This is a genomic window from Alphaproteobacteria bacterium, assembly GCA_035625915.1.
Classification (GTDB): domain Bacteria; phylum Pseudomonadota; class Alphaproteobacteria; order JACZXZ01; family JACZXZ01; genus DATDHA01.
This window is the reverse complement of sequence record DASPOR010000170.1, coordinates 1-21,339: the sequence shown is the minus strand read 5'-3', so window position 1 is coordinate 21,339 and position 21,339 is coordinate 1. Positions and strand designations below refer to the sequence as shown.

Annotated in this window: 17 protein-coding genes; 8 read left to right on the top strand and 9 right to left on the bottom strand. The window is 60.7% G+C overall.

The window, feature by feature from the left end:
• Together VEJ16_13175 and VEJ16_13170 are read right to left on the bottom strand one after the other, a co-directional pair.
• Positions 1-1,223: 2Fe-2S iron-sulfur cluster-binding protein (locus tag VEJ16_13175; GenBank protein ID HYB10615.1), on the bottom strand; the 1,223-nt coding region annotated here is incomplete at its 3' end.
• Positions 1,220-2,923, bottom strand: a complete 1,704-nt coding sequence (locus VEJ16_13170; GenBank protein HYB10614.1) for an NAD(P)H-dependent oxidoreductase subunit E — start codon at positions 2,921-2,923, stop codon at positions 1,220-1,222. The genes VEJ16_13170 and VEJ16_13175, both read right to left, overlap by 4 nt.
• Before the next feature lie 409 nt (positions 2,924-3,332).
• On the opposite strand from VEJ16_13170, the gene VEJ16_13165 reads away from it, so the two are divergent.
• The 3 genes from VEJ16_13165 to frc all read left to right on the top strand — a co-directional run bounded on the left by VEJ16_13165 (position 3,333) and on the right by frc (position 7,309).
• Complete coding sequence (locus VEJ16_13165; protein ID HYB10613.1) at positions 3,333-4,022, top strand: GntR family transcriptional regulator; 690 nt, start codon at positions 3,333-3,335, stop codon at positions 4,020-4,022.
• 57 nt (positions 4,023-4,079) lie between these two features.
• Positions 4,080-5,798, top strand: coding sequence for a thiamine pyrophosphate-binding protein (locus VEJ16_13160; GenBank protein ID HYB10612.1), 1,719 nt, complete (start codon positions 4,080-4,082; stop codon positions 5,796-5,798).
• An 83-nt stretch (positions 5,799-5,881) separates the two neighbouring features.
• Positions 5,882-7,309 carry a formyl-CoA transferase gene (gene frc, locus VEJ16_13155; protein ID HYB10611.1) on the top strand — a complete coding sequence of 476 codons (1,428 nt, stop codon included), beginning with the start codon at positions 5,882-5,884 and terminating at the stop codon, positions 7,307-7,309.
• Between the two features lie 164 nt (positions 7,310-7,473).
• On the opposite strand, the gene VEJ16_13150 is transcribed toward frc, so the two are convergent.
• The 3 genes from VEJ16_13150 to VEJ16_13140 form a co-directional block, all read right to left on the bottom strand.
• Positions 7,474-8,244: an SGNH/GDSL hydrolase family protein gene (locus VEJ16_13150; GenBank protein ID HYB10610.1), complete on the bottom strand. Its 771-nt coding sequence runs from the start codon at positions 8,242-8,244 to the stop codon at positions 7,474-7,476.
• The gene (locus VEJ16_13145; GenBank protein ID HYB10609.1) at positions 8,241-9,647 is read right to left on the bottom strand and encodes a hypothetical protein; all 1,407 of its coding nucleotides are present in this window, start codon (positions 9,645-9,647) and stop codon (positions 8,241-8,243) included. The genes VEJ16_13150 and VEJ16_13145 overlap by 4 nt, the downstream gene beginning before the upstream one ends.
• Before the next feature lie 246 nt (positions 9,648-9,893).
• Positions 9,894-10,787 (bottom strand): ChbG/HpnK family deacetylase, encoded by an 894-nt coding sequence (locus tag VEJ16_13140; protein ID HYB10608.1) that lies wholly within the window; start codon positions 10,785-10,787, stop codon positions 9,894-9,896.
• 124 nt (positions 10,788-10,911) lie between these two features.
• Between VEJ16_13140 and VEJ16_13135 the strand changes: the two genes are divergently transcribed.
• Both VEJ16_13135 and VEJ16_13130 read left to right on the top strand, forming a co-directional pair.
• Positions 10,912-11,964, top strand: coding sequence for a glycosyltransferase family 2 protein (locus VEJ16_13135; GenBank protein ID HYB10607.1), 1,053 nt, complete (start codon positions 10,912-10,914; stop codon positions 11,962-11,964).
• 104 nt (positions 11,965-12,068) lie between these two features.
• Positions 12,069-12,503 carry a hypothetical protein gene (locus VEJ16_13130; protein HYB10606.1) on the top strand — a complete coding sequence of 145 codons (435 nt, stop codon included), beginning with the start codon at positions 12,069-12,071 and terminating at the stop codon, positions 12,501-12,503.
• Here the strand turns inward: VEJ16_13130 and VEJ16_13125 are convergent.
• Entirely contained in the window at positions 12,454-14,163 is a 1,710-nt protein-coding gene (locus tag VEJ16_13125) for a glycosyl hydrolase family 17 protein (protein HYB10605.1), read from the bottom strand. The genes VEJ16_13130 and VEJ16_13125 overlap by 50 nt on opposite strands.
• Positions 14,164-14,628: 465 nt before the next feature.
• Between VEJ16_13125 and VEJ16_13120 the strand changes: the two genes are divergently transcribed.
• Entirely contained in the window at positions 14,629-16,038 is a 1,410-nt protein-coding gene (locus VEJ16_13120) for a peptidoglycan DD-metalloendopeptidase family protein (protein HYB10604.1), read from the top strand.
• Positions 16,039-16,102: 64 nt separating this feature from the next.
• Positions 16,103-16,510, top strand: coding sequence for a polymer-forming cytoskeletal protein (locus VEJ16_13115; protein ID HYB10603.1), 408 nt, complete (start codon positions 16,103-16,105; stop codon positions 16,508-16,510).
• A gap of 81 nt (positions 16,511-16,591) precedes the next feature.
• Here the strand turns inward: VEJ16_13115 and VEJ16_13110 are convergent, their stop codons facing one another.
• The 3 genes from VEJ16_13110 to VEJ16_13100 all read right to left on the bottom strand — a co-directional run bounded on the left by VEJ16_13110 (position 16,592) and on the right by VEJ16_13100 (position 20,238).
• Positions 16,592-17,452, bottom strand: a complete 861-nt coding sequence (locus tag VEJ16_13110; protein ID HYB10602.1) for an alpha/beta hydrolase — start codon at positions 17,450-17,452, stop codon at positions 16,592-16,594.
• A 16-nt stretch (positions 17,453-17,468) separates the two neighbouring features.
• The gene (locus tag VEJ16_13105) at positions 17,469-18,149 is read right to left on the bottom strand and encodes a haloacid dehalogenase type II (GenBank protein HYB10601.1); all 681 of its coding nucleotides are present in this window, start codon (positions 18,147-18,149) and stop codon (positions 17,469-17,471) included.
• Between the two features lie 112 nt (positions 18,150-18,261).
• Positions 18,262-20,238 carry a lytic transglycosylase domain-containing protein gene (locus tag VEJ16_13100; GenBank protein ID HYB10600.1) on the bottom strand — a complete coding sequence of 659 codons (1,977 nt, stop codon included), beginning with the start codon at positions 20,236-20,238 and terminating at the stop codon, positions 18,262-18,264.
• A 198-nt stretch (positions 20,239-20,436) separates the two neighbouring features.
• Between VEJ16_13100 and dapA the strand changes: the two genes are divergently transcribed.
• Positions 20,437-21,336 carry a 4-hydroxy-tetrahydrodipicolinate synthase gene (gene dapA, locus VEJ16_13095; GenBank protein ID HYB10599.1) on the top strand — a complete coding sequence of 300 codons (900 nt, stop codon included), beginning with the start codon at positions 20,437-20,439 and terminating at the stop codon, positions 21,334-21,336.
• The last annotated feature ends 3 nt before the right edge of the window (positions 21,337-21,339 follow it).

Genomic DNA, 21,339 nt, shown 5'->3' with positions numbered 1-21,339 from the left:
GGATTGGCGCCGATCACGATGATGACATCGGAATTTTCGCACTCGTTGAAGGTCGCGGTGACCGCACCCGAACCGATTCCCTCCATGAGTGCCGCGACCGACGAGGCGTGGCAAAGCCGCGTGCAGTGGTCGACGTTGTTCGATCCGAAACCCGTGCGCACGAGCTTTTGGAAAAGATACGCTTCCTCGTTCGAACCCTTCGCCGAGCCAAATCCGGCAAGCGATTTCTTGCCATGTTCGTCGCGAATGCGTTTGAGCCCACCTGCCGCAAGTGCCAGCGCCTCGTCCCAGCTTGCTTCGCGAAAATGCGTCCAAGGGTTCGCGGGGTCGACCTGATCGTCGCTATGCTTTGGTACACCCGGTTTACGGACAAGCGGCTTCGTCAAGCGATGGGGATGGTGAACGTAATCAAAACCAAAGCGGCCCTTGACGCAAAGCCGGGCATGATTGGAGGGTCCCGACTTGCCCTCCGCATACAGGAGCTTGTCGTCCTTGATCTTGAAGGTGATCTGGCAACCGACCCCGCAATAGGGGCACACGCTCTCAACCTCCCGGTCAGCCTCCTTGGCCAGCCGCTGTCGTGCGTCGAGGACAGTCGCCGGCATGAGCGCCCCCGTGGGGCAGGCCTGCACGCATTCACCGCACGCAACACAGGTGCTCGCACCCATCGGGTCGTCGAAGTCGAACACGATTTTGGCGTTGTGGCCTCGCCGCGCCATTCCAATCACGTCGTTGACCTGAATCTCCCGGCAGGCGCGGACACACAAATTGCAGTGAATGCAAGCGTCGAGGTTGACGCGCATCGCGGGGTGGCTCGCGTCGAGCTTCGGGCTCTCCCGCCGCGGAAAGCGCGAAATTTCGATACCGAAGGAGTCCGCCCAGCGCCAGAATTCCGACTTTGGATCGTGTGCGACTTCCTTCGTCGGCTGATCGGCAACGAGGAGTTCCATGACCATCTTGCGCGCGGCCTTCGCTCGCTCCGAAACCGCCCGGACCTTCATGCCGGATGTCGGTTTGCGAATACAGGATGCGGCGAGCACGCGCTCTCCCTCGACCTCGACCATGCACGCCCTGCAATTACCGTCGGCGCGATAGTCGGGGTAGGGCTGCCAGCAGAGATGAGGAATCTCGTTGCCGAGGCGGTTCGCAGCCTGCCAGATCGTCTCACCGGGAGCGGCCTCGACCTCCCGCCCGTCCAGAGTGAACTTTATTTTGTCGCTCATCGCAGGTCCTCGCGGAAATACTTGAACACGCTCATCAGTGGATTGGGTGCTGCCTGGCCAAGGCCGCAGATCGAAGCATCGCGCATGGTGGCGGACAGTTCGTCCAGTAGTTTCTCATCCCACACGGGCCGCTCCATAAGCTTGACAGCTTTTTCCGTGCCGACCCGGCACGGCGTGCACTGACCGCAGCTTTCGTCCTCGAAAAAACGCATGAGGTTAAGAGCAACCGCCTTGATGTCGTCCTTATCCGAAAGAACGATGATCGCAGCCGAACCTATGAAGCATCCATGGGCCTCGAGCGTGCCGAAATCGAGGGGTAGATTGTCCATCGAGGCGGGCAAGATTCCACCCGAAGCGCCACCGGGCAGGTAGCCCTTGAACTTGTGGCCTTCCGCCATGCCGCCGCAATATTCATCGATCAGCTCCCGCACGGTAATGCCGGCAGGGGCAAGTTTCATGCCCGGGTTCTTGACGCGACCGGACACCGAGAAGCTTCGCACGCCCTTGCGGCCATTCCGGCCTTGGCCGGTAAACCAAGCGGGGCCCTTCTCGACGATGTCACGTATCCAATGAAGCGTCTCGACGTTATGGATGAGGGTCGGGCGGCCGAATAGGCCGACCTCGGCGGGGTAGGGTGGTTTGTGACGCGGCAATCCGCGCTTGCCTTCGATGCTGTCGAGCATCGCCGACTCCTCGCCACATATGTAAGCACCTGCACCTCGCCGCAGGTGGAGCTTCACGCCACCTGTGATGCCCGCGTCGTCCAGTTTCGCGATCTCTTTGGTGAGCAATATTCGGATCGGCGGATACTCGTCTCGTAGATAGATGTAGACCTCGGCGGCATCGATGCCCCAAGCGGCGATCAACGCGCCTTCAAGGCAACGGTGCGGGTCGCGTTCCAGATACCAACGGTCCTTGAAGGTCCCAGGCTCGCCCTCATCGGCGTTGACGGCCATAAGACGAGGACCTGAATTGTTCCGGACGAACCCCCATTTTCGGCTCGTCGGAAATCCAGCGCCACCGAGACCGCGCAGGCCGGCACTGTCGATCAGTTTGACAACCTCTTCGACTGTACGCCGGCCGTTGCGGCACTCATCGAGAAGCTTGTAACCGCCGTCGGCCCGGTAGGCCTCGAGATCGCGATAAGCAGGGATCGCGGGATGAGTGTTCTTCGCCCGAACCGCCTTCACGAGCTCTTCCACACTTGCCCGATCGAAATGTCGATGGCCAATTTCGGCGACGGGTGCGGTATCGCAGTGGCCCATGCACGGGGCGCGGATGACGCGCACATCGCGGCCGACAGCCTTGGGCAACTCGGCGAGGAGTTTCTTGGCACCCATGAGTTCGCAGCTCACGCTGTCGCAGACGCGGACGGTAAGTGCGGGCGGCGGCGTTTCGTCCTCGAGCACGACATCGAAATGTGCGTAGAACGTCGCGACCTCATAGACCTCTGCTTGGGCAAGCTGCATCTCCGCCGCCAAGGCCGCGAGATGGCGCGCGCTCAAATGGTGGAATTCGTCCTGGATCAGGTGCAGATATTCGATCAGCAAATCGCGTTGACGGGGACGATCCGCGAGTAGCGTGCGAACGTCCTTCAGGGCGGTGGGGTCGACTTGCCGGCCCTTCGGGAAGGCCTTGGCACCGCGCCGCCCGCTTCCCGGGTGGGCGTATTTCCGAACTTGCTGATTTTCTTCGGGCATCTTCCTCGACCTTCGTCTTCTTTTCTTAAGCGCGTATGGTTCGCGTGATCAAACCTCAGCCGCACCGCAAGGATCAGGTTACTTCGATACGCAACCGTCATTCGCCGGCATCAGGCGACGCCCATCGGCTTGCACCTTATAGCTGCGCCTCGCGACGCGCATCAAGGACTGGAATAAAGTATGCCAAATTAGCGAGCGGGGCAACGCGGCGGCATCATAGGCTCTCAAGCGGTCGTTCTATGCCCCCAACTCGCCATAGCGACCTTCTGGCGCCTTACGCCGCTTGCACATGCAGGCCTCTTGGCATAATGTATTCCAGAATAAAGATTCGGCCCCGGGGGTGTAGCGATCTTCTTTGCTAACGATACCTCGATCACAACCGTTTGGCGCGCAATGAGAGGGGACTGCAATGGTAAGTGCGACGCTCAAGGTGCAGCCGATCGAGCTTAATTTTGTCCTCAAGGACAAGATCTACGAGGCGCTCAAGCAAGCAATCACGCAAATGAACATCTATGCCGAGCCCGGCGAGCCGCGGCTCGACGAACGTCAACTTTCGCTTGAACTTGGCGTCAGCCGCACGCCGATCCGGGAGGCGATCGCTCGGCTCGAGCAAGAAGGTCTCGTTCGTACAGCACCACGCAAAGGGGTTTTCGTCGTCCGCAAATCCAAGCGCGAAATTCTCGAGATGATTACCGTGTGGGCCGCCCTCGAAGGCATGGCAGCACGACTCGTCACCGAACGCGCGAGCGACGAGGAGATCGCGACGTTACGCCAGATGTTCGCGACCTTCGAAGGAGGCCGGATCAGCGCGCACATTGACGAGTATTCCGAAACGAACATCAAATTCCATACTGCGATCCTGCGCATGAGCCGTTGCGAACTCCTCTGCCAGATGGCGGAGAATCTCTTCATTCATATGCGCGCGATCCGTCACAAGACGATCCATGAGGATCATCGTGCGGAACGCTCGATCATCGATCATCTTGCGATCATTCGGGCACTCGAGTCGCGGGATACGGAACTCGCGGAGGGGCTGGCTCGCAAGCACACGCTCGACCTCGCCTCACACGTGGAGAAGAACGTCCACTATCTCGACTGAGTAAGCAAAACGAAAAGGCCGAGCGGCAAGAACCGACCGGCAAAGCGGAGGAAGCCCATGGCGGAAGCAGCAAAGAAGCTTGCAACGGCACAGTCGCCGGCCGAAAAGATCTCGGGCGGCCATCTCGTCGCGAAGGCGCTCAAGGCCGAAGGGATCGAGGTGATCTTTACCCTCTGTGGCGGCCACATCATCGATATTTACGACGGCTGCCTCGATGAAGGGATAAAGATCATCGACGTGCGCCATGAGCAAGTTGCGGCGCACGCGGCCGATGGCTATGCCCGCATGACCGGCCGGCCCGGCTGCGCCGTGGTGACGGCAGGTCCCGGCACGACGGACGCCGTTACGGGTGTGGCCAACGCCTTTCGCGCGGAAAGTCCGTTCCTCCTCATCGGCGGCCAGAGCGCCCTCACCCAGCATAAGATGGGTGGCCTTCAGGACCTGCCCCACGTCGACATCATGCAGCCGATCACCAAGTTCGCTTCGAGCGTGCAGTCGACCGCGCGCATTGCGGACATGGTCAGCATGGCCTTCCGGGAGACGATGAACGGGGCACCCGGCCCCGCATTTCTCGAAATTCCGCGCGACGTGCTCGACGCGCAGATCGAAATTTCAAAGGCGCGAATTCCTGCGCCGGGCAAATACCGCGCCTCGACGCGCCTCATGCCCGAGTCCGCCGAAATCCAAAAGCTTGCCGACCTCGTCGTGAAGTCCGAACGCCCCTGCATCCTGCTCGGCTCGCAAGTGTGGACCTGCAGGGCCGCCAAGGATGCGATCGAGTTCGTGCGCAAGCTCAACGTGCCTGCCTATATGAACGGTGCAGGACGCGGGACACTGCCGCCGGGCGATCCACACCACTTCTCGAAGACGCGTGCTTTTGCCTTCGATAAGGCCGATCTGATCATCATCGTCGGTACACCCTTCGACTTCCGGATGGGCTACGGGCGGCGCCTCAACCCGAACGCGACGGTCGTACAGATCGATCTCGACTACCGCACCGTCGGCAAGAATCGGGACATCGACCTCGGACTGGTCGGCGATTGCGGCGTCATCTTGAAGGCAGTGACCGATGCGACGACGGGACGCACAGACAACGGCGCTAGGCGTCGCAAGGCCTGGCTCGACGAACTGGCCAAGGGCGAGGTCGTGGGTGTCGAAAAATTCATGAAGGATTTCAAATCGGACGCCACACCGATCAATCCCTATCGCGTGGCCTGGGAAATCAACGAGTTCATGACCGAGGACACAATCTACATTGGCGACGGCGGCGACGTCGTTACGATCACCGCACAGGCCGTGCAGCCGCGCCAGCCGGGTCACTGGATGGACCCCGGCCCACTCGGCACCCTCGGCGTCGGCGTGCCGTTCGCCATGGCCGCCAAATTCGCGCATCCCGGCAAGGAAGTACTCTGTTACTTCGGCGATGGGGCATTCGCGATGACGGGCTTCGATCTCGAAACCTGCATTCGCTTCAAGCTGCCGTTCCTGGGTGTCATCGGCAACAACTCGGCGATGAACCAGATCAGGTATGGACAGATTGCGAAATACGGCGAGAACCGAGGCAATGTGGGCAACAAGCTTGGTGACGTGCCTTTCTCGAAGTTCGCCGAAATGCTTGGCGGATACGGCGAGGAGGTGCGCGATCCGAACCAGATTCGTGCCGCCCTCGAGCGCGGCCGGCAGGCGGTCAAGTCTGGGGTACCCGCACTCATCAACATCTGGGTCGATCCCGATGTCTACGCGCCGGGCACCAAGAATCAAACAATGTACAAATGATGCGGGTAGGGGTTGCGCCGGAAATTCCTGATGCGCCGTACCTCTCGACTCGACGCCGATAAGCTCGTTCCAAGAGGAAACCCATGGCCAAAGCGAAGGCTTCCGCTAAGCCCAAGAGAAGCGCAACCACCAAGCGCCTGGTCGCAAAAAAGATGCGCGCCAAAACCGTCGTGCGAGCACGGGCGAAAAACAATGCGGCGCGCAAAGTCGCTAAAGCGCCGCGCGCCTCGCGCGAAAAGGTCGTGAAAGCCCGGCGCGGCAAAGGCGAGCGAGCGCTCGACGGCGTTCGCATTCTCGACATGACCCATGTGCAATCGGGCCCGACATGCACGCAACTTCTCGCTTGGCTGGGCGCCGACGTGATCAAGGTGGAACGGCCGGGCGTGGGCGATATCACGCGCGGCCAATTACGCGACATTCCCGACGTGGACAGCCTCTACTTTACCATGCTGAACCACAACAAGCGTTCGATTACGCTCGACGCCAAGAATCCGGCGGGCCGAAAAGTGCTCGAAGCTCTTGTGCGCCATTGTGACGTTTTGGTCGAGAACTTCGCCCCCGGTGCGCTCGATCGAATGGGGCTTACATGGGCACGAATTCAATCGCTCAATCCGCGCATGATTCTCGCGTCGGTCAAAGGCTTCGGCCCCGGTCCCTACGAAGACTGCAAGGTCTATGAAAACGTCGCGCAATGCGCGGGGGGTTCCGCCTCGACGACAGGCTTCGACGATGGGCCGCCCTTGGTCACCGGCGCTCAAATCGGCGATAGCGGCACGGGCCTTAACCTGGCACTTGGCATCGTGGCCGCCCTCTATCAGCGCACAATGAACGGAAAAGGCCAGAAGGTGCTGTGCGCCATGCAGGACGGTGTGCTCAATCTCTGCCGCGTGAAACTGCGCGACCAACAGCGCCTCGCGCGTAACGGCAAATTGACCGAATACCCTCAGCACCCCAATGGTCGGTTTGGCAAATCGGTGCCACGCGCCGGCAATGCGTCAGGGGGTGGCCAGCCCGGCTGGATTCTGAAATGCAAGGGCTGGGAGACCGATCCCAACGCCTACATCTATTTCATCACACAGGCGCCCGTTTGGGAGGCGATCTGCAAAGTGATCGGTAAGGAAGAGTGGATCACGCATCCCGACTACGCAAAGCCTGTTGCCCGCCTTCCCAGACTCATGGAAATCTTCGCCACGATCGAACAGTGGACGATGACAAAAACCAAGTTCGAGGCGATGGAAATCCTGAACAAGTACGACATCCCGTGCGGCCCCATTCTGTCCATGAAGGAGCTCGCCGAGGAGCAATCCTTGCGTGCGACAGGTACCGTCGTCGAAGTCGACCATCCGACAAGGGGCAAGTATCTAACAGTCGGGAATCCGATCAAGCTGTCGGCAAGCTCGACGGAAGTCAGGCGTTCGCCGCTGCTCGGCGAGCATACGGACGAAATTCTCGCTGAGCTGGGCTTCGACGCCGATGAGGTCGCTGCCGCTCGAGCTCAAGGTGCCGTTTAGGTCCTGGACGATTGAATTTGAAGTCGCCGCGCCCCGTCGGCCGAATAAGGTCGAGGAGGTACCGCGGAACGACCTAACCTTTCCGCAGCCAAGTGTGGCAAATCCGAAATTCGCAGCATCCAGGCACGGGACGATGAGCGAATTTCCGGTTCAAATCCACCACACTAGCGCACGGCCACGGCGGAGGGTTGGGATGCGATAGCATGCGCAAGGAGTTGGCCGACGCAGCGATAGCCGGCGTCAGTCATGTGCAATTGGTCCTTGGCGACGAAAGTCGCCTCGTCTTCCTTGCCCGATGCGAGCCAGGAGCGCATAACCTCGAAGCGATCGAACATTGCAATACGTCCGCGATGTGCGATCTCGCGAAGCGCTTCGTTGAATGCCCCGTAATCGGGATTTTCAAGAATGCGCGGGGCAAATTGAGCATCCATCAAAACGACCTCGACGCCCGCCGACTTGAGTCGTGCCAATCCGTCGAGCATCTGACGGCGAAATACAGCCGGATCGCTTTTGGCGAGAATCTCATTGCTTCCGCTTTGCCAAATGACGAGGTCCGGATGCTCCGCGAGCACGTCACGATCGAGGCGGGAGAGCATGTCCGCCGTCTGCTCGCCGTTGACGCCTTTGTTGAGCACGGCCACATGGCTCTTCGGAAACAGTCGGCCGAGAGCGTCGGCAAGTTGGCTGGGGTAGGCATGCCCCGCATCGCTCGCCCCGGCACCTGCCGTGGAAGAGGAACCGAAGGCAACGATCTTGACTGGACGTCCGTTGACGAGCCGTGTCAGCGTGTGGGGAAGTGTTGCGCCGAGATCGAGGGCAGGCGAAGGTGTCTTGCACTCATCCGAGATCCCCGCGGCACGGGTGGGCAACCCGAGTGCCAGGAGGGCAATGCACGCGAAGGCCGGCGCGAGATATTTGCGCACGCGCGTGCTCATGAAGCCACTTCATATCGCGAGCGATTGGCACTACCGTCGCCTGAGGCCTCTTTAAGGCGCAGGCCGCCTACGCCCAGTGTCAATATGGCGACCCAGACAATGCGGTTCTGGTAGCGATCGTTCGGATTCGAGAGCGCACCGCACACGAAGGCGTTGCCGAGAAGGGCGAGCAGCACAAGTGACGCGACCGTAAGGCTCAAGCGATCGCGCTGACGCCACGCAAACCAGATAAGCGGAAACAACAGGATGAAGCTCGCAATTTCCGCTGGCACTTGAACGCTGTTTGCAGCGCTGAAATCGATATCCGCCTGTTGTCTGGCATTGGAGAACGCGGTCATCTCGCGCGGATAGTAGTCCCTGATCGCGTGCCCGATGAAATGCTGCATGGGTGTCATCCCATCACCCGTCTCGACCATGGCGAGCTGGCTGAACATCAGCTTGACGGAGGTCCATGCATAGGTGAACGGATACCTGCTCAGGCAACCGTCGACGATGCGGTGCGCCTCGCCCTCAATTCCCGACCAGCCGCCAAGCTTCCAGAAGTCGGGATCGTGCCAAATGAAGGCATTGGCATTGTCCGGCAAACGATTGCGCGCCATGCACAGGCGCGGCTTGTCCGGCCCAGGCTTGCGGCACACTTCGTCGAGATATTGTTTTGCAAGTCCGTCCTGAACGAGAAGGCCAAGTGTAAGTACCGCACTCGGCTGCATCAGGAAGGGCCGCCCTGTCATGAGCCAGTTGGAACCGGTTGCGACGCCCAATGCGACGACGAAGCCGACGAGCACCATCCGCAGCTTCGGCAACAGAACTGGAATGCCGAGTCGCACAGCCCACTTGGCGGCGTGAAGGCAGACGATCAGGCCGCCCAGGATCGCAAAGTGCGAGGTATGCACGGCCGTAGCGACGGCAAGGATCGCGACCAGTGCTGCGCTCCGGTACCGGGGGAGACTACCGTCATGGAAGGCAAGCACGAGCGTTGCAAGAACGACCACGCCGGTAAATGCATCCGGCATGATTTCACTGGTGACCCAGGGCAGTCCGCTCACGACGGAAAGTAGCAGGGTGCCGACGATGAGAGCCCGATTCGCGATGGTGGGTGTGAAAAGCCGGAAGGCTTCGTGCAATACGTAGGCGACGATCAGGGACTGGACGACGACCGGGCCCCACAGGCTGTGGGTAAGGCGTGCCGTCAACGAGAATACCCCATAGGCGCCGGTGCGGTAGATCGGCATGTCCCAACTGAACGGCATGATCACGTAATCGACGCTGTCGTAGTAGACGAGCGGATAGCCATTCCAGAGAGCGGGTAGGGCAAGCACCAGCGCTGCCCCAAGGACCGCCAACAGGGTCCAGGGCGCCGCGATCGTCTTTTCCCGGGCGAGGGTGCTCTCGAGGTGGGACATGGTTGGGAGGCGGTCGCGACCCTAGTTTATGTGGTTGATGTGCTTAACTTGTTAGCGCTACGGCGATGCCGCTTCAAGCCGTTCAAAGCCCTCTCAAGGGATTGCATGCCTCGCTATCCAGAGGCTCATAACAGATATAAGATGAACGGACGCTGAATATTCTCCGGTCCGCTGTGGTCAGCGGCGAGTTTGTTGACGGCCGTGGGAATGAAAGGCAATCGCCATGATCTACGATTGCACACAATACTACTTATTTGCGAATCGAGAAATCGATACCTTATGTCTTTTTAGTGATTCCAAGAAATCATTGCTTAGAAAATACTGATATTCTTCCTGACGTCGAGAGGTAACACGGTCGGCGACTGCGAGGGCACCATCGGCGATCCCGGGATGGCACATGACAAGGGTGCCCGCCGACGCGTTCGCGACGAAGCTCTCGAACAAAACGCCATATGGTATGCGGCCCGAAAAGTCGTGAACGCCGCTGAATCGGCGGTTTCCGGGGATGCCGGCTTTGCGGGCGCGCTGCGCAAAGCGACGACCGAGAACCGCGATACCGAGCGACTCGCCCGCATAGTACCGCCGCCGGAGGATCGCACCCAAGCGCTCGGTGCAATAGCGTAAGTAAGCGCCGTCACGACTGAGGCGCTCGCGAAAAAGCTCGATGACGAGGTCTCGCACGACGGGCAGCTGATGCACGTGCTGGTGCCCGTCGAGATAGGCGGGCGGGCGGCCGAATTCAGACTGAAAGCGGTCGAATTGGCGTGCAATCTCGGTCTTGAGTTCGCTTCGAATCGAGGGGCGTGCAAGCCAGCGCCCATGGGAGAGGAAAATCATCCGAAAGATGCTTGGCATGCGACCTTGGGGTGCTAGATGCGGCATAGCGGCGAGCGGGGCCTGATCGGTCAAGGTGATATGAAGGCCGATATCGGCCCTTTCGGCATACGGCTTGAGCGCGCGCGCCTCCTCCGGCCAGAAGGCGCTTCCGGTCATGCAGCTCGTGGCGCTTATCCTGCCGAGGCTCAAAAGATGGCGAATCGCTTCCCCCACGCCGGGTGCGATCCCATAATCGTCGGCGCAAAGGACGATGCCAACGGGCAAGGAATCGCCGTTTCGGTGTGGGGTAACGTTGTCTGGCATCGATTCCATGACCCTTTTGGACGCAATATGCGATCCTATATAAAATCGACCGCGTCGGGATTCGAGCTGAAAGCGCGCCGCTGCCGAACTCCGACCCGGTAACGCAGACAAGGGAGAGCGGTTGATGGCGTCCTTGCGCGCCAGTTCGACAAATGGCGGGCCCGCCTCTGGCGGCCGGAGGATTGCGCTCCTCTCGGTCGTGGTGCCTATCTTCAATGAGGGTGCCAATATCGACTCTTTTTTCACGCGGGTCGTTGCCGTTCTCGATGGAACTGGTCTTCCCTGGGAAATCGTCTGCATCAACGACGGCAGCCGAGACAACAGTCTGGAGCGCCTGATCGTGGCGCGTGCGCAGCATTCCAGCGTGCGGATCATCGATTTCTCACGCAACTTTGGCAAGGAACCTGCGCTCTCGGCGGGATTGGCACGCGCGCGCGGCGACATCGTGATTCCGATCGATGCGGACCTCCAGCATCCGCCGGAACTTATTCCCGACATGATCGAAAAATGGCGCCAAGGTTTCGACGTGGTCTATGCCCTTCGGGCGAATCGTGCATACCAAAGCGGGCCTGCCCGCTTCTTCGCCCATGCGTTCTATTGGATCTTCGACCGGCTTTCCGACGTCCCCTTGCCAGCCGGTGCGGGCGATTTCCGGCTCCTCGATCGGCGCGTCGTGGACGTGATCAATGGCATGCCGGAACGCACCCGTTTCATGAAGGGCATATTCGCGTGGGTCGGGTTCCGCCAAACCGGTGTGACGTTCAACCCCGTAGAACGGGAGAAGGGTAACACCAAGTGGGGCTTCTTCAAGCTGCTCCGGTTTGCATTCGACGGTCTCACGGCTTTCTCGAATTTTCCGCTCAAGGTTTGGGGCTTGATCGGTGCGGCGATATCGCTCCTGGCATTCGTCTACATCGTAATTCGCCTGTTGCGCACGGCAATCTACGGCATCGATGTGCCCGGATATGAGTCGATCATTGTAACAATCCTGTTCCTTGGCGGCATGCAGCTCCTCACACTTGGCATCATCGGCGACTACATTGGCCGCGTATTCAACGAGGTGAAGGGACGGCCGCTTTATATCGTGCGCGCGGCCTATGGGTTCGAGCGGGACGAAGCGGCGAAGATGCCCGCGGGCGAGGTGCCGGAGCCGGAGCGTATCGAGGCTCCTCATTAGGTCATGATCGGTTGGAATCGAACCCTTCCTTACTCAAATTGCTTGCGCGCGCGCGCATTCGTGCGTGACGCAAGGAAGCGGGCTTCGCTCGCGAGTCGGAAGGGATGGTTGAGCATGCATCTATCCTTTCCGAACGCATGCTAAGCATGCGACTCCTCGCCTCGCGCTTCTTTTGGATTGGGCTCGCCGCGATGACGCTCGCCTATGGCGGGAGCTGGTGGCTCCGCGAGCGATTTGTCGAACCGAGCGATGTAGCGCTCATCTGCAATGTAAAGCCGCATCCCGGGTGGTGTTCGATTCATTTCGCGATCCTGGCTGGTCAGCATAATCTGCTCTTCGGTGCCGCAGCCGTTGTTGCAGGCCTCGTGGCCCTCTTTCGGGGAGGTCGAGTGCCGGCGATCGCCGCGGCAGCGCTCTCCGTCGTCGCCATCGTCAACTACAATGTCGGGATGGGAGCGCTGGCGCTCGTATTCGGACTGATTGCAAGCGTCAGGCCACGGCCGGCGCTGGGACCGCACCGCCGCGCGCCGCAAGCTTGAGCGTCCAGGGCAAGGCCAGAAGGAGCAATGTGGCACTCCATCCAAGCGCCTCGCTATTCTCGAGTGCGCGCCCGGCTCCGGCGAGTGCCGTGTGCCAGCCGATTCGTTCAAGGCTCGCGAGGCTCTCAGCAAGAAACGCGCCGATGGCGCCAAAAACAAGCAAGGCGACGAGCAGGGATTCCTCGCGCAGGCTTGCATGCAGTGGCGCCCGTCTGTCGCGGAAAATTGCAAGTGCGGCGAAACCGACAGCCGGCAAGAGGAACACCTCGCTCGGGAAGTCGCGATAGCGCGGATCGACAACGAGTGTGATCGCAATGACTGCCGCCGCGACAATGAAGCCGAACTGAAGCATGCCGAGAGCCCGTTCGCCGAGTGTGGGTCCACGGGTCGGGCGCCCGCGCAGGAAGTTAAGCGCCTCCTCCGCGGTCGGCAGCGGCGTTGTTGGCCAGGGCCGCCCCGAAAGTGAGTCGGCAAGTGCGCGCAGAAGAAGTGCTGCGAGGAAGAGATTCGCGACAAATCCCGCAATCGCGAGGAGCCAGCCTGTGGGTGTGTACGAGGTTGCAGCCGCGTACCGCAGGTCGAGGACGAGGAAGATGCCGAACGCCTGCGCCGCACTGGCGACAATCACCAGGCCGGCAAATCGCAGCCTCTCATGGCTTCGCCCGAGGAGAATGGTCGCAATCGACGCGAAAAGTGCCGACAGCGCAAAATGCCATCGCCACGCCGGATCGTCGGAAATGGGGCCCGCGAGTGCGAATTTCGGATTTCTGTCTGCGTCGAAGATGCCCCAATGTCCGCCCACGGTTCCTTCGAGTGCCGTCTTCCATGGTTCGTCGAAGGCGGCAAATATGTTGTAGTCAACGCCCTGTCCGTTGGCCGCCTTGAGAAAGCCGCGAACGAGCCGTGCTTGGTTGGCGGGGCTTGGCAACGCTCCATCGCGCATGCGCCCTTCGCTCGGCCAGCCGACCTCGCCGATCATCACGCGCTTTCCAGGAAAGGCAGCGCGTACGCGTGCGTAAATCGCCATGACGTGATCGACAGCATGTTCGATCGCGATAGGATCGTCCTCCCAATAAGGGAGGATATGGATCGTTATGAAATCGACATGAGGAGCGAGCTGCGGATTCCTAAGCCAGAATTCCCATACGTCGGCGTAGGTCACGGGCTGCTTTACGGCCGCCCTTACGCGTTCGATGTAGCCGGCGAGTTGCTCTGCCGTAAGATCCTTGCGTAAAAGCACCTCATTGCCGACAACGACGCGGTCGATGACGTCGGGATAACGGTTGGCAAGATCGATCACGCTCCGAATTTCTCGTTCGTTCACGTCAGGCTCTCGACCGAGCCAAGCGCCCTGCATAACCTTCAAGCCGAGGGGACGGGCAAATCGCGGGACCATCTCGAGCCCTTCGAGACTCGTATAGGTTCGAACGGTTCCGACGCGTCCCGCGAGCACCTCGATGTCCTGCGAAATCTCCGTGAGCGTGGGCGTAATGTGTGCGAGAGGATTCTGCCCGCGCCGATAGGGGCTGAAGGACACGCTGTCGATCTGGCTGACGCCTGCATCGGGTACGGCTTTGAGCCGCCCTTCGTAGGACCAATAGGACAAACCGATGATCGCCGTGAGCGTGCAAGATAAAAAGAGGAGAGTCGCGCGTTTCATTGCTAGCAAATGATAAATGGAGACGACTTGAGAAAAGCAAACCCGATTGCTCGCCGTAAATTTTGTCCGAGATTGCCGGTAAAATACCGTATGTAGCTGCCAAGCTTCGGATTGCCGCAGTCGCGGCTGCACATAATATATCTCTATAGTAGTTGGGCGCTACATTACTCGTCCTAATGTTGTCACGAATCATTGCTTGCATGGCTTCCGGGCGCAAGCTACGGTCGACGCTGGAGGACATGCTCCCCCGACGCGAACGCGATGGTTTGATCGTGTCGGAGAAGGAGTACGGAGGGGCCGGCTTCATCTGTGCGCCCGAGCGAGGACGTGGAACGCGTCTGGCTTGGCGATCCGGCCGTTTCGACGACTGTGGGATTTACCGGCGCAGCGGATGCGCGAGTGTACGCGAGTAGCATGCGAATCCGCGAAGCTTGCCGGAGACACCGACAGGAGGCGAGGCGGAGCATGGGTTTTCTGGGAGTCGATCGTGCGGCGCGCCGGGTTCTTGGCGCCGCATTTCAGGAGAGGCAAATATTCTTGCGCGAGAACGGGCAGGTCAGGTACCTGACGCTCTCGCGATCGCGCCAAGCCGGCTTTTTCATGCTATTTACGGCGCTCGTCTGCTGGTCGCTGCACGCCACCTATGTTTATTTTTCCTATGATGCACGCCTTGCGGCAAGTCACAGGAAACTTGCCGAGGTACAAGCTGCTTACGACCGCATCGCCGCCGAACTTGATGTTGCCAACGAAAAGGTCCAGCTGGCGTATCGCGATATGCTTGATCGCGGCCCGGTCAAGCAGCGCGAACCGATGATCACTGGGGATATGCGCATCGAGAGTCAATTGGCGCTTATCGCTCTCGAGGCGCATAACGCCGATCTCACGGGGAATTTGGCCGAACTCGCTAGCCGTTTGGAGGCGTCGCAAGTAGAACGCGATCGCTCGATTGCCGCGACGGCGGAGATGGCGCGCCAACGCGGTGCCATCGACGCCGAACTAGCCGAGATCAGACACAAGAACGGCGAGCTCGACGATGCTGTGGCGTCACTCAATCTGCGCTTGAAAGCAGCCACTGCGGCGGAAGAGCGATCGAAGAGCGAGAGCGATGCTGCGTTGCGGCAGGTCGCAGACCTCCAGCAGCAGATCGCGACACTCTCGTCCGATCAGCAGATTCTGATGGCGCGCTTGAGTCAGCGCGCCGAAGGCAGGAGCGGCAAGGTCGAGCGCATAATCGCCATGATTGGGCTCGATGTGAACAGGCTGCTCGCCGAAACGCGCAGAGATGCCTCCGAACGTGGTGTGGGCAAGGGTGGGGTGGGCGGTCCGTTCATCGCCTATAACGTCGGCAAGCCGCCATCGTCGGACAGCGCCAGCGTGCGGTCCGGCGACTTCGACCGGATGGTTTCCGCACTCGACATTCAGGAGCAGCGCCGAGAGGGCTTGCGCCGTGTGCTCGAGCGATTGCCGTTGACCTCGCCCGTGGACAACTATCACATCACGAGCGAGTTCGGGCCGCGTATCGATCCGCTCAATGGACGAACCGCCATGCACGAGGGTGTCGATCTTGGGGCCGATACCGGCGCAGCCGTCTTTTCGACCGCGCCAGGGAAAGTCGAATTCGCGGGCTGGCAAGGTCTTTTTGGCAAAATGGTCGAGATCGATCATGGAATGGGCATTAAAACGCGTTACGCCCATTTGAAGTCGGTTAACGTGCATGTCGGTCAAAGGGTGGCGGCGCGAACGCAAATCGGCGTGATCGGCAGCACGGGACGCAGCACCGGCACGCACCTACACTACGAAGTCATCGTCGACGGCCGCCACCAGAATCCAGTCAAATTCATCGAGGCAGGCGAATATGTTTACAGCAAAGACTAGCGCCAAGGGTGCCGGAGCGGAATCTCCGCGCATCAGCGAGAAAACTTCGAGCGGGAAACCAGCCATGCCTTCGATTGTAAGCAGCGATCTCACCGTCAATGGCGGCCTTGTCTCCGAGGGGGACATCCAGATCGACGGAAATGTCGAGGGCGACGTGAAGACGACGCGGTTGACGATCGGCGAGGGCGGGTCGGTGAAGGGCGCCATAACGGCCGACACCGTAACGGTCGCGGGCGCGGTCGTCGGCCAAATTCGGGCCAAGACCATCGTGCTGGCGCGCACCTCGCGCGTGCAGGGCGATATTTGGCACGACAGCCTTGCGATCGAGGCGGGTGCTCAGTTCGAGGGCACGTGCAAGCGTCTCAACGCCGCCGAGGCGACCACGCAATCATCGCTGACGAGCTGGGCCGCTAACCGACGCTCGTCTTCGAGCGAGGCAACGACCAACGGGGTCGCGGCGTCCTCCGACTGATCGCGACTTTTGGGGCCGTCCGATTCCGGTGCCTGGCTTCGCACTTCTCGTGCCGGGGCACGCGTGGCGCGCCGCCTTGGATTAGGCTGTCAGTCTCCCCAGTAGAGCGTCGATCGCCTGGCAGGCAATCGGCTCTTCGAGCGAAGGCGCGTGACCGACTGCCGGGACGGTCGCTCGCATCAAGTCTGGCCTTGCCGCCGCCATGCGCTCGAAGGTCGCCTCAGTCAATACATCCGAAACACCGCCGCGCACGGCGAGCACCGGCACTTTCGGCAAACCGCGGAAGAGAGGCCAGAGATCAGGCAGCGCATCGCTGCTTCCGGCGATCGGTTTGACGAGCGCCACGTCCCAGTCGAAATGAAGCAAGCCGTCTTCGCCCATGCGGAAGGTGCCTTCCGCCACGCGCTGCCAGTCTTCTGGAGTCGCGGCCGAAAGGGAGGGGAAAAGCCTTTTCAGGCTCTCGATGGCGCTCGGCCAGTCGCGCTCGGGGCGATCGACGCTGATGTAATCGAGGATGCGCCCCAGCCCCTTAGACGCCACCTCCGGGCCGATATCGTTGAGGACGACGGCCGCAATAGCAACCGGCTGCAGCGCTCCGAGCGCCATCGCGAGAATCCCTCCGAGGGAGGTGCCGATCACGACCGTCTTGTGCACATCCAGTAGGGCGAGAAGATGGCGGATATCGTTGAGATAGACTTCAGGCCGGTAGTTGCGCCAGTTGGGATCGTATTGCGAGCGCCCGCGTCCGCGATAGTCCGGCGAGATGACACGCCGTTCGGCTGCGTAGTGCAGGGCCAAGCGCTCGAAATCCCGCGAATTACGCGTGAGACCCGTGAGACATAGGAGTGGAAGCTCCGTTGAACCCGGATCTCCGTAATCGCGGAAGTAGAGGTCGATGTCGTCCTGGCTGCGATAGCGTCCCTCGCGGTAGCCATTCGGCATCGCACACCGCCTCGACTCAGAGCCCGAGCAACGCCGGCAGCTCCGCGAGGCTCTTCACTTCGAAGTTGGGGCTGCCCGGAAGCCGCTCTACCCGTTGGCCATAGCGGTTGCACCACACGACCTTGAAGCCGAAGGCCGATGCCGCATGTGCGTCCCACGCATTCGAGGACTGGAAGGAAATCTCCGCAGGCTTCACGCCCAATCGATCCACGGCGCGTTGATAGACCTTCGGATGCACCTTGTAAACGCCCACCTCCTCAACGGATATCACCGCGTCAAGATGCGCGCCGAGACCGGCCGCGCTCACGGCGGCGGCGAGCATATTGGGCGTGCCATTCGAAAGGATCGCCGTCTTCAATCCGGCCGCCCTGAGGCGCTTCAGGAGTTCTGGCACCTCCGGAAAGCAGTCGAGCGTCATATAGCACTGCATCAGCCGGTTGCGCAGGTTGGGATCGTTCAACCCGAGGGTTTCGAGAGCGAAATCGAGCCCGTCTGTCGTCACCTGCCAGAAGTCGGCGTGGCGCCCCATCAGCGTGCGCAGCCATGTGTATTGTAATTGCTTGTCGCGCCAGAGTGTGGCAAGCGGTCCTGCCTTGTCGCCAAGATCATCGCGGCATTTCGCCGCCGCAGACGTGAAGTTGAAAATCGTGCCGTATGCGTCGAAAACGCAAGCGCGGATACCATCGAGTCGTTTCATGGCTGCAAGTTGTCGCAAGTTTTATAAAAGAAGGAAATCCAAATTTTCGTGACCCCAAGGTGGGAGACGAGCCAAATGATATTATAAACGCGCCGCCGAGCACCGAGGGGCGCTAAGGTTCGCTGGCGCCATTTTGTCCTGAATTTTCGCCGTCGAGACCGACGCGCACGCCGCCGATCTGCTCACGGTAGATGTTCAGCGCTTCGAGCACGCGCTGTACATAATTCCGAGTCTCGTCGAATGGAATCATCTCGATCCAGTCGATCATATCGACCTGCGGCGAGCGAGGATCGCCATTGTCTCGCATCCATTCGCGCACGCGCGCGGGACCAGCGTTATATGCTGCGAGCGCCAACGCGTAGCTGCCGCCGAAATCATCGAGCAATTGGGTGAGGTAGGCACTCCCCACTTGCACGTTATAGTCGGGGTCGTCGGTGAGGCGGTTCGATGCGTACCGGAGACCGAGGCCGCTTGCGGTCTTGCGAGCGGTTGCCGGCATCAACTGCATCAGACCGAGCGCACCGGCACGGCTCACGGCTCGCGGATCGAATGCACTCTCCTGCCGGATCACGGCGAGAACGAGGGCACCCTCCGTCGAAACGGTAGGCGGCAGCGTCCTTGTGGGATAACTGTGGACGGTGAGCGGAACCTCGCCGTGCCAGGTTTGGCGCGCAAGGCGCACCGCGAGGTCCGGCCTCATTTCCGAAACCGCGAGATCCGCGACCAGCACGGCCTCTTCGGGTGTGGTCGCAAGACCGCCGAGGCGCTTGATGAAGACTTCTTTGAGATCCTCCTCCCCGACCTGGCCAAGGGCGCGAACAACGCGCACGAGTTCCTTGCTCTCGAAGACCTCGCGCTGGAAAACGGCCGGCTTGGGCGAGGGTGGCAGGACGAAGCGTGCGGATGCGTCGATTCGCAATGCGGCGACCTGTCCGTAATAGGTTGCACTGAAATTGGCCGCCGCCGCAAAAGAGTCGCTTGCTTCCTTGCTCTTCCCCAAATCCTCTTGGGCACGCCCCTGCCAATATTCCGCGCGCGCGCGGCTGATCGGGTAGCGCACAGCGTCCGCCACTGCGTCGAAGTGCTTCAGGGCCTGTTTCGGTTCGTGCAGCAGGCGCAGCTCAATCCAACCCGCAAGCCATTCGGCGTCCGCATAATTTGTGGTGCCGGGCTTCTGCCCGTGGTTTTCGGCCAACCGAAGCGCTTCGCGGACCCGGCCCTGGCCTAGCGCGCGGTGCACCTGTACGGCACGCGCCTGCCACCAGAGCTCGGGACGCACCAGATCCGCGGGCGGGTGAAAGAGAATCGCCGCAGCTTCGTCGTCCATGTCCTTGTGTTGACGCCAGCGCAGACGGTCGAAAAGCAACCCCGGATTGCCCTGAAGGTCCCCTGGCACTCGACTGATGGCGCGCTCGACGCCGAGCTCCATTCCCTGGAGGCGCAGGCGGGCATCCGCGAGTGCCGCGTGCGCCGAATCGACGTGGCGCATCAACGCGCGTGCCGCGTGTGTCTGCCCGTCCCAAAGAAGGCGATCCAGCCTTGCATTATTGTCCGCGGATCGAATCAGGTCCCGGTGCTTTTCGAGCACCAGTTGCTCCTGTCGCTCGCCGAAATTCCCTTCGATCCATGCCTTGCGCAACAGGTCGGCGCCCGCCTTTTCCTCATCTGTCGCCATAAGGGCTTCGGCATAGCGGACCTTACCCGTGGCCGAAACAGGGGTATTGCGCTCGAAATAAGCGCGCACGCGGCTTTGCGCCATGTCGTCCGGGAGTGCTGCCTCCCCGCGCTCGCGCAATAACTCAGGCTTCGGCCAGTCGGGGTTATCCTCGCAGAAGCCGGCGATTTCGTCGAAATTTGCATCCGAAGTCGGGCGGATGACATAGAGCCAAGTGATGACCTTGGCGAGTATGGGGTCCTTCGCTTGGCTTGCAAGGCTCTTCGCGTCGGTCCAACGGTTGACGTCGGCGGCATGAAAAGCAGCCTTGTAGATTTCCCGATCCTCCGTGGAAAGACCGGAAGAATCGGCCGCGGCCGCCCCCGCGGCCAAAATCCCCAGCATTGCGCCGAAAGCGAGTAAACCTGCCCTCACGTCCATCCTTCCCCAGCGCGGGCCGCAACGCGGCCCAGCGCTTCCCCGATCGTCTCGAATTTTATGCGCAAGATTAGTCGCCGCCAAGTTTGCGCTTGGTTAATTTCGTTAAAATTCAGGCATTGCGACACTTGCCGCTGCTGCAGGCCCGGTTTAAGGTCGGTTGATTGGAGAGTTCCCGTAACGAGGATAAATGCCATGTTCAAAGGATGTTTGACCGCGCTGATCACCCCGTTCCGCGATGGACGGGTGGATGAGAAGGCGTTCCAATCCTTCGTCGACTGGCAGATCAAGGAAGGCGTTCATGGCGTGGTGCCCTGCGGCACGACCGGCGAGTCGCCGACCTTGAGCCACGCCGAGCACAAGCGCGTTACCGAGCTTTGCATCGAGACGGCCAAGGGGCGTGTCCCGGTCGTCGCGGGTACCGGCTCTAACTGTACCGCGGAAGCGATCGATTTCGCGAAGCATGCCGAGAAGGCGGGTGCGGATGCCCAGCTTGTGGTCACCCCCTACTACAACAAGCCGACCCAGGAAGGTCTCTATCGCCACTTTAAGGCCATTCATGATTCCTGCGCGCTTCCGATCATCGTTTACAATATCCCGCCCCGCAGCGTCATCGACATGACGATCGAGACCATGGCGCGCCTTGCGGAACTGCCGCGCGTCGTCGGTGTTAAGGACGCAACCAACGATCTGGCGCGGCCAGTGCGCACGAAACTTGCGATCGGCGCTAAATTCTCGCTCTTGTCGGGTGAGGACGGCACGTCACTCGCATTCCTCGCGCAAAGCGGGCACGGCTGCATTTCGGTTACCGCGAATGTGGCGCCGAAGCTCTGTTCGGAGATGCATGTTGCCTGGCAGAAGTCCGATGTCTCCAAGGCGAGGACGATCAACGAGAAGCTCACGCCGCTCCATCAGGCGCTATTCATCGAGGCGAGCCCGGGACCGGTCAAGTACGCCGCGAGCCTTCTCGGGCTTTGCACGGCGGAGCTTCGGCTGCCGCTTTGCGAAATTCAGGAGGCGAGCAAGGCCAAGGTGCGCGAGGCCATGGCGCATGTCGGCCTGATCAAGGGCGGGGAGCGCCGCGCCGCCGAGTGACCG